Below are 11,814 nucleotides of genomic sequence, written 5' to 3'. Positions count from 1 at the left end.
CAAACCTACTCATAAACTTTAGCAACTGAGATTCATTATGGCTGACCCTGTATTGCCCGGTAAACGAGTCGTCAAACGCTTTCGCGTCGCCCGTGAGGGTCAGACGGTTGACGGTCGTTCGTTGTCCCAACAACAAATTATTGATATGTCCGAGACTTATGACCCTGTTGAATACACGGCACGTATCAACTGCGAGCACATGAGTGGTCGCTGGTCTGGACTCAATAGTAATTACGATGCAGGCGCTTTGGGTGACATCATCAAAGTTGATCATCAGATGGAAACGTTTAGGCAAAATGGCGTTGATGTACAGTTGATGTGCTTGTATGCCACTTTGTCAGTACTGCCTGATTTGGTTGAAGCCAATCAAAAAGGTAAAAAGATTTTTACGTCTATCGAATTCTATCCAAAGTTTGCAGATACAGATCGCGCTTACTTAGTGGGCTTGGCAGTGACTGATCAACCAGCCTCACGTGGTATTGAGCCACTCAAATTTAACCGTAATACAGACGCCTTGCGTACTGACATTAATGACCAAGAGCTTATCCTTATGAGTAAAAATGTCCCAGCGCCAGTGATTGATAACACCAATACCACTGAGCAACCAAAGACAGTACCTACCGACAATCAAAATATGAATACCCAACCTGAAAGTGATGGCTTTTTGCAAAAGCTATCTACTATTTTTGCTTCCAAAAAATCAGGCATGAGTACTCAAGAGCAAGAATTGGTCTTACAGTCATTTAAAACGCTCAATGACAAAACTGATGGTGTGGTTGAAGAAAATACAACGCTAAAGACCCAATTGTCTGAATTAAAGACTGATTTTGAAGCGCTAAAAATCCAGCTGTCATCTGAACCTGCTACTAACTTGACGAATACTCCGCCGAATGCTGGCACAGGTGGTCAGCTCACAGCGTTTTAATTGGCGCATCAACATTAATTTTTCATGAGGATAACTATGTACGTTTTAGATGATATAACCGCCCTTGCGTTGCAAGATTATAAAAAGCAAGTGGCGCGGGTGAACGGTAGTGAAAACTTTGCCGCCCCAATGACTGTCTCTCCAACACCTGAACAAAAAATGATTGAGGCGTACCAAGAGCAAACCGACTTTTTGGCACGTATCAATATCCAGCCTGTTAAGCAGGCACATGGTCAAAAGCTTGCGCTTGGTAACGGTCGAACTGTTGCCAGCACTACTGACACTCGGAGCCAACCGCGCCGCCCAACACATCTTGGTGACGTAGAAGGCGTTGATGATTACTTATGCACCCAGACTGACTATGACATTGCTTATGACTATGACGTTATTGACAATTGGGGTCATCTACCTGATTTTCAGCTACGTATGGCGAACTTGGGCGTCAAATCAGTCGCGCAGGATAAGCAGCGTATTGGCTTTAACGGCACGCACCGCGCCAAGACGTCTAATAAATCGCTCTATCCAAAGCTACAAGATGTCAATATCGGTTGGCTGGAAAAAATCCGTGGTTATAGCCCAGAACGTCATATTGATGGTATTTCGATTGGTTCTACGCATGAATTTAAGAATATTGATGCGCTGGTGGAAATGGCAGTCAATGAGCTAATCGGTGAAGAGTTTCAGGATGCGGATGATTTGGTCGTGATTACCAATCGCAATCTGGTATCTGATAAATACATCGGTCTAATTAATCAAAAACAAGCCGCCACTGAGCAAGCAGCTGCCAACGCACTTTATCAAAAAAAGCAGCTGGGCACACTATCTGTTGATACCCCCGCGTTTTTCTTACCAAATGCTATCTTAATCACCAGCTATGACAATCTGTCTATCTATCAGCAGCGCGGTACTTTACGCCGTCACTTGCGTGATGAACCTGAATGGAATCGCACTACTGATTATCAGTCAGTGAATGAATGCTATGTGGTACAAGACTATCGCAAAGCCGTTCTTATCGAAAACATCGTCGTGGAGGCTTAAATGAAAACTAATTCTTTACGCGCTCACTTTGTTAAAACGCAAGCGGCACGTAAAGCCGCTTCTGCCAATGCTGACCCGCGCTTATCAGCGCAGGTCTTAGGTCGTCGCACTGGTACAACGATGGTTAGTCAATCGACACCCATCAATGATGCGCCTGATGACGACACCAATCCTGATGCTGGCAGCAACATCGAACTGAAGTTTTGGAACGATGACCAGCACCTATCAAACATCCAATCCATCAGTCATAAGATAGAACTTAAAAAAGAGTTCTTGCCATTCTACTTGCCTTGGATTGAAGGCACGATTGCTGAAGGTGTTGGCGGTCAAAATGACATGCTGGTCAAGCTGATGGTGTGGTGTCTAGACGCTCATGAATTTAAGACCGCTATTGATATTGCTGAGTATGCATTGCTCAATGATTTTGTGATGCCTGAGCCATTTACTCGTGATGTTGCGACCGTATTTGTCGAGCAGTTATCCGATGAAATGCTTAAAAACGTCGATAATGTCGGCGCTCATGCTGAACTCATCCTACGTGCTATTGATAGTACGACTGCTCAAGATATGCCAGACCAAGTGCGCGCTAAATTATACCGCGTGCTTGGTGACAGCTTAAAAGATGCCAAGCCTGACGAAGCCATCCATGCTTATGAAACTGCGATTAAGCTTGATGACTCTGTTGGCTGCAAAAAAGACCTCGGGCAGCTGCGAAAAGTAGCTGCTGAGTAACGTCCCCACCCGGGAAGCGGCTCACTAAGACAATGCTATTTGCTGATCGCATCATACCAACGTCAAAGTGACTACCGCTTTTCTTTTATCTGCAGGTAATGTCATGTTGATCAATCAGCAAGTCCAAGCGCAAAACGTCCCAAACCATTATGCGCATCTGCCGTCTGTCAATACAGATGACATGGTGCAGCTCATGCGGATTGATAAAACGCTTGGCGCTGAGCGTATCGCGGGTTATATCAACGGTGCATATGATACGGTCAACGGCGACTTACCTGCCCCCTTTTTTAGTTTGCTGACTCTACAGCGTCATTTATCTGATAAGCGTATCAGTAAAGATAGGTTTGACCGTACTTATAAGCGTGCCGTTATGCACGAAGCGGCTGCGCTTATCGCTGATAACTATGTTGACTACGACACCACAAGCCAAGGCGCTATTAGTGGCGATGTACAGCTTACCAAGTCAGACCGCTTGCGCCGTATTGTCAGTCATTGCATTGCTGATATGACAGGTCGTCGCCGCAATCGCGTGAAGCTGTTATGAGTCCGGCTCAATATCAGCGAACCATTCTTGCCATTCAAAACGATACGCTAGATGCCATCGCTTACCGCATCTATGCCAACCGCTCTATAGATATGTTGCCAAAACTCATTGAGAGCAATCCTGACTATTCGCCAATTGCTCTGTTGCCTACTGATGCTGTTGTTATCTTGCCTAATGACCATGCTGCCGTTGCAGCACCCTCTATAAAATTATGGGACTAATATGAAAAAACCGACTACTAAAAAAGTCTGGCTATTACGCATCGGCTGCGCGCTGGGATGGCTTGTCGCCGTCATAGTATGGATGTTATTAACTATCAGTCATGCCAATGCCGATGCTGCTTTTTCTTCTGCACTGCCTTTTTTGACCCCATCCATGCTGGTCGCCACCATCATCGGCGCTGTGGGTAGCTTTTTAGCATTCGGTGAAGATAAAAAGTTCCCACCGTCTGCCACCAGTTTGGGTCATATCCTATTGGGGTTCGGTGCGGGACTGTTCTTTACCCGTGGCAGCTTAGAGCTCATGGGTTATATCGATAGCAGTGATGATGTTGTTTTGCTCGTCAGCTTTTTATGGGCAGGTATTGGCTATTTTTTCTTACGCCTGGTCGTTGCGGTAGTCAAATCAGAAAAGATGGTGGAGGTACTGCCAGATTGGGCTGCTAAATTATTAGGAGTCAGCAAATGATGTTACTTATCAATATATCAGCAATGATCTTGGCAGCGTTTATGCTGTTATGGATGATGATGAGCACGCGCTGTCACGACAGCGTTGGCTGGTGGGCATTCCGACTATTGGCCTGTTATGCCCTAGTCTGCTTTGTTTATCTGGCTTACGACACCTTTCTCATCGGCAACAATTTGCCCATCCGTTATACGGTCATCCGTTTTGGTTGCTTGGCACTGGTCGCTGCTATGCTGTTATCGTGGCGCTTAATCAGTGCTCAAAATAAAAAAGTACAAAATCACGATTTTAGCTCACAGCTTACTAAGATTTTAAAAAAAGGAAAGTAATCATGTCTGATACTACTGTTTTTGATAAAGCCTTTGAGCGTTTGATGAAAAACGAAGGCGGCTATGTCAATCATCCAAAAGACCCTGGTGGCGAAACGATGTACGGTGTCACCAAGCGCGTGGCTGTTGCTCACGGTTATAGCGGAAATATGCGAAACTTATCAAAATCGTTTGCGAAAATGGTTGCACGTAAATCATATTGGGATGCGACATGCTGTAATGATTTTGACCCCCTCATTGCCCCGCAATTATTTGATGCCGCCTATAATCATGGTCCTAGTAATGCTATTAAATTTCTACAACGCGCAGCTGGTTTAAACGGCAAGCAGATAGACGGTATTGTAGGTTCGCAAACCATTGGCGCTGTCAACAAGCTCACACCTAATGCGGTCGTCCTAAACTTCTTAGCAGCACGTTTAGACTTTTTTACCCGCATTGGCACATGGGATGCTTTTGGCAAAGGCTGGTCGCGCCGAATCGTTGAGCAGTTAGAAGCAGCTGCAGTAGATCTGCAATGAAATACCTACAGCAATTAAAAGATGACCTACTTACTAACTTTGCGACACAACTGACCGCTGACAAGGTGCATCTTTTTTTGGTAAATGGCGAGCTGGCATCCAACAGCGGCGATATTAATTATACCGCGCGTTTTTTGTTTATTGATTGTCGTGACAGTGATCCATTTAGTCTAATGACTTATATCCGAAAATGGTTTGAATCAAAAGGCTATGCAGTACCAGACCTTAATTTTGACAGTGAAATCATTGATGCTGAAACTTATGATTTAACTGTTGATATTGGTCTAATAGATAAGCTGGTTGTCAGGGATGATGGCAGCTACTCACTATGCCCACCAAAGGTTTGGTCTGATATGCTGGGCGATTTTGTCACTAAAAATGTCAAAGATGCGGTCGAACTATGAGTGACAACTTTGACGAACTAGCGCTTTGGCTTGAACGTATCGCTCAGCAGCTTAATGATGGTCAAAAGCGGACGCTTAATAGACGCTTATCCACCAAACTTCGAGCGAATTTAAAACGCCGTATTGCCGCGCAAACAGATCCAAATGGTCGACGCTTTACCCCGCGTAAACGCAATCAAATTGGCAGTATCAGAAGTGGCGCTATGTTTAAGCGTTTGCCAAAAATGATAAAGACCGCTTATAGCAGCAGTCATGCGGAAGTTGGCTTTTCTGGACGTACTGCTGAAGTGATGGCAGTGCATCAATACGGCAAAACTATCAAGCCAAGTGCCAATGCCCGTGCCACACGCTACGCTGTCCGTGAGACTGTTGGCTGGTCTGAGGAAGATAAGCAGTTAATTATTGATGAGATAAAAGATTTTTTATTAAATAAATAAAAGCCTCATTGATTGACACCAATGAGGCTTTCATAAATGACGGCTATTTTAATTGTCTGATTCAGGCATTTTTTGTCTTAATACGACATTATATGAGTCGATAAAAGTTTCTAATATGTCATCCTTTGTATATCTAGTTACTTGAGATGAAGTTTTTTCAATTATCAATTTAGTCAAGTCAAAAGCGACACGTTCGTATAATTCTTTATTTTCAACCATGTTAAGTATCATCCTTTTATTAAGTTAAATTTGAATTTAGCAATATTTCCACCTGAATACAACCGCAAAAAGACTTTTGTGACAAGCCCCACTATAAATTTAGCGGGGCTTTTTTATAACCGTAAAGCGCCTTTACGGTTAAGCATTAGATGCACTGTCCGCAGCTTAATTGCAGACTATACGCATGAACGCAGAAACCCAACGACGCTTACACAATATCGCAACCATCGGCACAGTCATCAAGATTGATGCCGATAAAGCTTTGATGCGTCTGGCTGTTGGCGACAATGAAACCGACTGGTTGAATATCCCTACCATTGCAGCCGGAGCTATTAGCGTGTGGCGTTGCCCTAGTATTGGTGAGCAATACTTACTGGTTTCACCAAGCGGTGAGTTAGCTAATGCCATCCCTGTGATTAGCTTATACAGCGACCACAATCCCAGTCCGAGCACCGACCCCAATGAAATCCGCATCCGTTATAACGACACTGACTTTTGCAGCGTTGATGTGGTTAATAGCCAACTCACTATGCATATCAGCCAAATCACGAATCAAGCCGCAACCAGTATTGTATGGGACACCCCAACAGCCACAGTAACCGGTGATTTACAAGTCGATGGCTCTATCAATTGCGGAAAATCTATTACTGCCGCTGACGAAGTGATCGCCAGTGGTATTGCCTTAACCACGCATACGCATGGCGGCGTCAAGTCTGGTGCATCAAATACAGAGCAGCCGCAATGATGACATACGCAGCCGGAATGTCTCGCACCAGCGGTGAATTACTCAATCAAGATGAGCATTTGCGCCAATCCATACATGACATTTTGACCACACCGCTTGGTACACGCTTGATGCGCCGTGAGTATGGCAGCTTACTGCCCTTTTTAATTGATGCCCCAGCTAATGATGCCACGCGACTCAAACTAATGGCAGCGACAGCAACCGCCCTTATCCGTTGGGAGCCGCGTATTAAGGTTAGTAAAGTTAGCCTATCGTTAATTAATGACGGTATCAATAGCGGCTGGAATACATTGATTGAGATGCGACGTGCTGACAGCTCAACGCTGACCACATCATTATCTTTAGTGCGAGGGGCAACATGAATAACGTATTTACAGCGATCAATTTACAAGGCTTACCGCCGCCAAACTTAATTGCGCCTATTGCTCCTGAAGCAGAATTGCTCGAAATCCGCACCGAGTTTGCTGCCAAATTTCCAGCGAACCACCCCATCCATGCGGCATTGGCATTAGAGTCTGAGCCAGTCAATAAAATATTAGAAGTGCTGGCATATCGTTACAGCTTAAAAGTTAGTGAAATCAATCGTACAGCGCGCAGCTTGATGCTTGCTTACGCGACCAATGCTGACTTGGATCATATCGGCGTTACTTATTACCGTGTCGAGCGTAAAGTTTTACAATTAGAAGATTTAACAACCAATCCGGTCACGCCTGAAATCCTAGAAGATGACAGTGATTATCGGGACCGTTTAGCCTTGTCAGTCGAAGCAGAAACCAAAGCAGGTAGTGCTGGGGCTTATTTATTCCACGCACTATCGGCAAGCTCGCAAGTGTTTAACGCCACCGTTCACAGTCCCGCCCCTACTGAGGTTGACGTGTATTTATCTGGTCAGATTGAGGGTGACGTACTCGATCAAGCGACCAAAACAGTCGGCGTTGACCAAGTAGCTATTGATGACGTTACTCGTGCGCTGACCGCTGATGATGTACGCCCAATGACGGACTTGGTACGCGTACACAGTGCCACTGCAAAAGCTTATGAGATTAACGCGGTTATTTATATTAAAGCCGGTATTAGCCCACAGCTGATACTCGCACAAGGTTTAGCTGACTTACGCGCTTATTTACGTACCGAGTTTAAACCCGGTCGCCGTATTGCTACCAGTCGAATTATTGGCGCATTGGATGTCAATGGTGTCAGCCGTATTGAGCTAATTAGCCCCGCATCTGATGTGCTGGTCGACGTCTCACAAGTGGCGCATTGCACCAGCTATGACATCACGGCGGTGAGCAGCAATGACTGATTTGTCTTTATTGCCCGCTAATAGTAAACCGCTTGAGCGTGAGCTTGCCACATTAACATCAAGACTTGAGTCAATACATCTGCCATTCGATTTGATTTGGGATGCCGATAACTGCCCAGACGAGTATTTGCCGTTTTTAGCGTATGCGTGGTCAGTCGATGAATGGAATGATGCCTGGTCGATAGCAGTACAGCGCGATGTTATTAAAAACTCAGTCTGGGTACATCAGCGAAAAGGCACCTTAGGCGCAGTTAAACGCGCTTTATCACTTATTAATTACGACACCAATGTTATCGAATGGTTTGAGCAAAACCCAGCAGGCATCCCTGGTACATTTAGCATTGAGGCACACCCGCGCAACGGCATTATTACCGATTCAGACCGTCAAATCCGTGCCGTCGTTGATGCTGTTAAACGCCTGTCTGCACATTACGATATTTATTTTGGTACGACTGTTAAAGCTACTATCGCCGCCGTTGCTGTCCCAGCCGTGGGCGTTGAAATCACTGTTACTAACTGACCTAAAAACCGATAAGGACTCACTATGCCAAACAATCAACAACCTCAAGGCGTCACCAAATACGCTAACAATCCTGCTGCCAATAGCGCTGGCAAATATGTCGTTGATTTAAAAATGCCCGAAGATACGGGTATTGCGACCGCCAGCCACTTAGCATTAATCATTGACGATGCCAAAGCACGTACTGACATCGACCTTATTTTTGACCCAGCGTTATTACGCACGCGCATGGATTCAGTCCATATCGAAGTGGTCAGTGGCATTGCTACAAATCTGAATATCCATACGTTACAGACCCCTGCGCATCTTGCCGATTACACCACTGCACCCAAACGCACGTTAGCAATTGCCGCCAATAAGCCAGTGCTATTTACGGCAAAAAAATTAGGCGACGTTATTGTATTTGATGGCGCTGCTATCGACCGTGTCTTGATGCCAGCGGCACCTGATAATGGTGCTGGTATTCAACTTTAATTTAGCTAAATAAAAGGCTTGTCATGACTTATCAGCTATTACTGACCACTCTTGGACAACAAAAGATTGCCGCCGCTGCGAATGCAGGCAGCCAGCCTGTGCGCATAGCCGAGTTTGCTGTAGGTCAGGGCGTTAATGTTGACTTTAGCCAGCGCCTTGATCAGCAAGTGCTGGTCAGTAAGCGCTACCAAGGTACGGTACTTAATGTCAGCGCCACCGCAACGGCTGGACAATACGAAATCACTTGTGTCGTGCCCCAAGAATTTGGCGGCTGGACGATACGCGAATTTGGCTTGATTGACAGCGCTGGCGATTTGATTTGGGTTGGACGTCTGCCCGAGGTGCAAAAACCTGCAGAAAATAGCACAGCGGCGGTGGACTACCGTATCAAAGCTGTGGTCAGTCTTGCTAATTCTGATGTGACGCTCGTTATTGATGCCAACGTGATTATGGCAAGCCAATCGTGGGTTGCTAATAATTTTGTGAGCAATTCAAGATTTGCACAGTTTCTAGATTTGGCTTACCCGTATGGTCATAAATACTGGTCACATGACAAGACCAATCCTAAACCGTTATTTGATGCGATGTTTGGCTTTGAGACCTTTTGGCGACCACTTACTGGTGTCCAGCTGGTCGGTGTTGACGAGACCGACTCGCATATTAGTTTACCCGCTGTCTATGCAGGAGCTAAAGGCGATGTCACTCCCAACAATATCGCGCCCGACCATTACCCACTTTATACCAGCTATCTATGGGAACGTTATGACCCTAATAATAATGAAGTGCGTTATGACGGTCAGAGCGGCTACGACGGCTCTGTTGAATATCAATAGCTTCATTATTAATAAAGCAATAAGGCGAACAATATGAGCACTCTTGCACTTACCCCGCAATGGCATGACGCGATCAATCAAGTTGAAACCACCGAAAAGATTTTAGGCGGTGCCGCCGGTAATGCCAATCTTGCATCGAAGCAGCTGGCAGAAAATATTCTTTGGTTAAAGCAGACAATAGAAAATATACGTAATGAGCCTATCAAAGTCGGTGATATTTATACCACGACTATCAGTCACGCCACCGCCGCCGCCGTTAATACTCATCATGGATATGGTACTTGGGAACGCTTTGCCGAAGGTCGTACGCTCGTTGGTTATTCTACTAAATCCACCGACATTGCAGAATATAAAACGATGGGCAATGAGTTTGGTGAAAATACGCACAAGCTGACCGTCGATGAAATGCCAAGCCATAGGCATACACTAAAACACGGTAGAGACAACGGTATAACTGATAATGATGCAGGAACGATTGCTTCTGATACGCCAATATGGTCTAACCAATATATTCCAGATAGCACTATTGGCTCAGCAGGCGGCGACCAACCCCACAATAATACTCAGCCTTCAAAAGTCGTCGCGAATTGGCTACGTACCGCTTAACTCAATAAATTCAAAGGACACCACTATGGCAGCATTTCACCACGGCATATCAGCTCAAGAAAAGACCCAAGGCATCTTGCCCATGCGCAACGCCAATGTCAGCGTAATTGGTCTGGTCGTCACCAGTACAGACGCTGATAACGATATGTACCCGCTTGATACGCCCGTTCTATTAACGGGCATCACACAAGAAAACATCGACAAGGCTGGCACAACCGGCACGCTTCGCAATTGCCTGCAGTCGATACGCGATATCTACAATCCAACAGCGGTGATTTTACGTGTGACTGAACCGCTTAACGCTGACACCTTAGATGTGTTATTAACCTGCCAATCCCGCTTTGGTCTGATGCCGAAACGTTTAGGTGCGCCTGAAATTGATACGCCTGATGTTGTATTGAAATTAGTCTCTATTGCCAAGCGTCGACGTGGCATGGTCTATGCCCAACCTCGTAATGTAGATGGCACGCTTATCATAGATAAAGCGTTGATTACGGCTTATCGTGATACTTATGGTGACCGTGAGCTTTGTATTATTGATGGTGAATGGGGTGTGCCGGGAAAGTCTGATAGTGGGACAGGCAGCACTGATGGTAGAACCGACTTTGCAACACTACCTATAAATAACTCAGTCACAATTGATAATTCTGATGGGTCGTTTAATAACCAAGATTCTTTTTTTAGTATTGAGGTTAATGGTGTGATGTATAACGCTGATAAGTCGCAGGACGTTACACGGCTGGCGGCTCCTGACTTATATGCTCAAATATCAATGTATCGTAGCTCGGATGGTAGTATCAATTTTAGCCCTCTGGTTACTGGTCCTCTAGAGGTGCGATTAAGTCCAAGCGCCGCGCAAAAAGTATATTCCGACCTTTATTTGGCGGGCGAAGGCACTATCGAATCGGACGGTACATTTGTGTTTAAGCTAGGTACGGCTTAATGCTCATGTCGTACTGCACCACATGCCACCAACGACTTTGGCAACTTAAACAAACGCTAGAGCATAATCTAGCGTTTACCCAAGCAGGCAGTGTTGAGCTATGTATCTTGGCTTACAACGACACCGAGACGTATCAGTATTTGCGTGAACACTACGCGGAGTACATAGCTGATGGTCGCTTGCGCGTCCTTGATTGGCGAGACGAAAAGGCGTTTGCGGATGGCAGCACTTGGTCATGCGGCTATGTTAAGCACTTAGCGCACCTCATGGGGCGTGGCGATGTACTGTTTAACTTGGACGCGGACAATTTTATTGACGACGAGCTACATAAAGCATTGCTATCGCTACAGCCCAACGAGCTATTAATTACGCTGCAATCTGAATGGCGCGATGATGGTCGTAGCGGTCGCATTGGTGTGCATCGCTCAATGTACGGTAAAGCAAGGTATAGAGATAAAGGGCGAGGTGACGATGGCGACTTTATCAGTCAATGTATCTCGCAAGGCGCTAGGGTTCAGCAGATTCGTTGCGCCATGACACCAATAGACAATGAGAGATAG

General features: G+C 45.6%; 20 protein-coding genes. 19 read left to right on the top strand and 1 reads right to left on the bottom strand.

Going from position 1 to position 11,814, the window contains the following annotated elements:
- Positions 1-37 precede the first annotated feature (37 nt).
- The 10 genes from AOC03_RS10065 to AOC03_RS10020 all read left to right on the top strand — a co-directional run bounded on the left by AOC03_RS10065 (position 38) and on the right by AOC03_RS10020 (position 5,611).
- Entirely contained in the window at positions 38-925 is an 888-nt protein-coding gene (locus AOC03_RS10065) for a GPO family capsid scaffolding protein (RefSeq protein ID WP_062535639.1), read from the top strand.
- A 36-nt stretch (positions 926-961) separates the two neighbouring features.
- The gene (locus AOC03_RS10060) at positions 962-1,963 is read left to right on the top strand and encodes a P2 family phage major capsid protein (protein WP_062535636.1); all 1,002 of its coding nucleotides are present in this window, start codon (positions 962-964) and stop codon (positions 1,961-1,963) included.
- Positions 1,964-2,695, top strand: coding sequence for a phage terminase small subunit (gene gpM, locus AOC03_RS10055; protein WP_062535634.1), 732 nt, complete (start codon positions 1,964-1,966; stop codon positions 2,693-2,695). It abuts the gene before it with no gap.
- A 103-nt stretch (positions 2,696-2,798) separates the two neighbouring features.
- Complete coding sequence (locus tag AOC03_RS10050) at positions 2,799-3,239, top strand: head completion/stabilization protein (protein WP_062535631.1); 441 nt, start codon at positions 2,799-2,801, stop codon at positions 3,237-3,239.
- Positions 3,236-3,460, top strand: coding sequence for a tail protein X (locus AOC03_RS10045; protein ID WP_062535629.1), 225 nt, complete (start codon positions 3,236-3,238; stop codon positions 3,458-3,460). Before AOC03_RS10050 ends, AOC03_RS10045 begins: the two co-directional genes overlap by 4 nt.
- A gap of 1 nt (position 3,461) precedes the next feature.
- Entirely contained in the window at positions 3,462-3,926 is a 465-nt protein-coding gene (locus AOC03_RS10040) for a hypothetical protein (protein ID WP_062535627.1), read from the top strand.
- On the top strand, positions 3,923-4,252 hold the full coding sequence (locus AOC03_RS10035; RefSeq protein WP_062535625.1) for a hypothetical protein: 330 nt from the start codon (positions 3,923-3,925) through the stop codon (positions 4,250-4,252). The genes AOC03_RS10040 and AOC03_RS10035 overlap by 4 nt, the downstream gene beginning before the upstream one ends.
- Before the next feature lie 2 nt (positions 4,253-4,254).
- A complete protein-coding gene (locus tag AOC03_RS10030) occupies positions 4,255-4,770 on the top strand; it encodes a glycoside hydrolase family 108 protein (RefSeq protein ID WP_062535623.1) in 516 nt (171 codons plus the stop codon).
- Positions 4,767-5,174 (top strand): phage tail protein, encoded by a 408-nt coding sequence (locus tag AOC03_RS10025; RefSeq protein WP_062535621.1) that lies wholly within the window; start codon positions 4,767-4,769, stop codon positions 5,172-5,174. The genes AOC03_RS10030 and AOC03_RS10025 overlap by 4 nt, the downstream gene beginning before the upstream one ends.
- A complete protein-coding gene (locus AOC03_RS10020) occupies positions 5,171-5,611 on the top strand; it encodes a phage virion morphogenesis protein (RefSeq protein WP_062535619.1) in 441 nt (146 codons plus the stop codon). The genes AOC03_RS10025 and AOC03_RS10020 overlap by 4 nt, the downstream gene beginning before the upstream one ends.
- A 48-nt stretch (positions 5,612-5,659) precedes the next feature.
- On the opposite strand, the gene AOC03_RS12700 is transcribed toward AOC03_RS10020, so the two are convergent.
- Entirely contained in the window at positions 5,660-5,830 is a 171-nt protein-coding gene (locus tag AOC03_RS12700; RefSeq protein ID WP_157049313.1) for a hypothetical protein, read from the bottom strand.
- A 184-nt stretch (positions 5,831-6,014) separates the two neighbouring features.
- On the opposite strand from AOC03_RS12700, the gene AOC03_RS10015 reads away from it, so the two are divergent.
- Genes AOC03_RS10015 through AOC03_RS09975 form a run of 9 tightly spaced genes read left to right on the top strand, consistent with a single transcriptional unit; the run spans position 6,015 to position 11,814 of the window.
- The gene (locus tag AOC03_RS10015; RefSeq protein ID WP_062535617.1) at positions 6,015-6,575 is read left to right on the top strand and encodes a phage baseplate assembly protein V; all 561 of its coding nucleotides are present in this window, start codon (positions 6,015-6,017) and stop codon (positions 6,573-6,575) included.
- The gene (locus AOC03_RS10010; RefSeq protein WP_062535615.1) at positions 6,572-6,937 is read left to right on the top strand and encodes a GPW/gp25 family protein; all 366 of its coding nucleotides are present in this window, start codon (positions 6,572-6,574) and stop codon (positions 6,935-6,937) included. The genes AOC03_RS10015 and AOC03_RS10010 overlap by 4 nt, the downstream gene beginning before the upstream one ends.
- Positions 6,934-7,878: a baseplate assembly protein gene (locus AOC03_RS10005; protein ID WP_062535613.1), complete on the top strand. Its 945-nt coding sequence runs from the start codon at positions 6,934-6,936 to the stop codon at positions 7,876-7,878. Before AOC03_RS10010 ends, AOC03_RS10005 begins: the two co-directional genes overlap by 4 nt.
- Entirely contained in the window at positions 7,871-8,398 is a 528-nt protein-coding gene (locus AOC03_RS10000) for a phage tail protein I (RefSeq protein ID WP_062535611.1), read from the top strand. The genes AOC03_RS10005 and AOC03_RS10000 overlap by 8 nt, the downstream gene beginning before the upstream one ends.
- A gap of 24 nt (positions 8,399-8,422) precedes the next feature.
- Positions 8,423-8,872, top strand: a complete 450-nt coding sequence (locus AOC03_RS09995; protein WP_062535609.1) for a hypothetical protein — start codon at positions 8,423-8,425, stop codon at positions 8,870-8,872.
- 23 nt (positions 8,873-8,895) lie between these two features.
- Positions 8,896-9,705: a phage tail protein gene (locus AOC03_RS09990; RefSeq protein WP_062535607.1), complete on the top strand. Its 810-nt coding sequence runs from the start codon at positions 8,896-8,898 to the stop codon at positions 9,703-9,705.
- Positions 9,706-9,738: 33 nt separating this feature from the next.
- Positions 9,739-10,311: a phage baseplate protein gene (locus AOC03_RS09985; protein WP_062535605.1), complete on the top strand. Its 573-nt coding sequence runs from the start codon at positions 9,739-9,741 to the stop codon at positions 10,309-10,311.
- Between the two features lie 25 nt (positions 10,312-10,336).
- Positions 10,337-11,254 (top strand): hypothetical protein, encoded by a 918-nt coding sequence (locus tag AOC03_RS09980; protein ID WP_062535603.1) that lies wholly within the window; start codon positions 10,337-10,339, stop codon positions 11,252-11,254.
- A 5-nt stretch (positions 11,255-11,259) separates the two neighbouring features.
- Positions 11,260-11,814, top strand: coding sequence for a hypothetical protein (locus AOC03_RS09975; RefSeq protein WP_157049312.1), 555 nt, complete (start codon positions 11,260-11,262; stop codon positions 11,812-11,814).

The organism is Psychrobacter urativorans (assembly GCF_001298525.1).
Taxonomy (GTDB): Bacteria; Pseudomonadota; Gammaproteobacteria; order Pseudomonadales; family Moraxellaceae; genus Psychrobacter; species Psychrobacter urativorans_A.
This window is presented reverse-complemented; position numbering and strand designations above follow the sequence as displayed.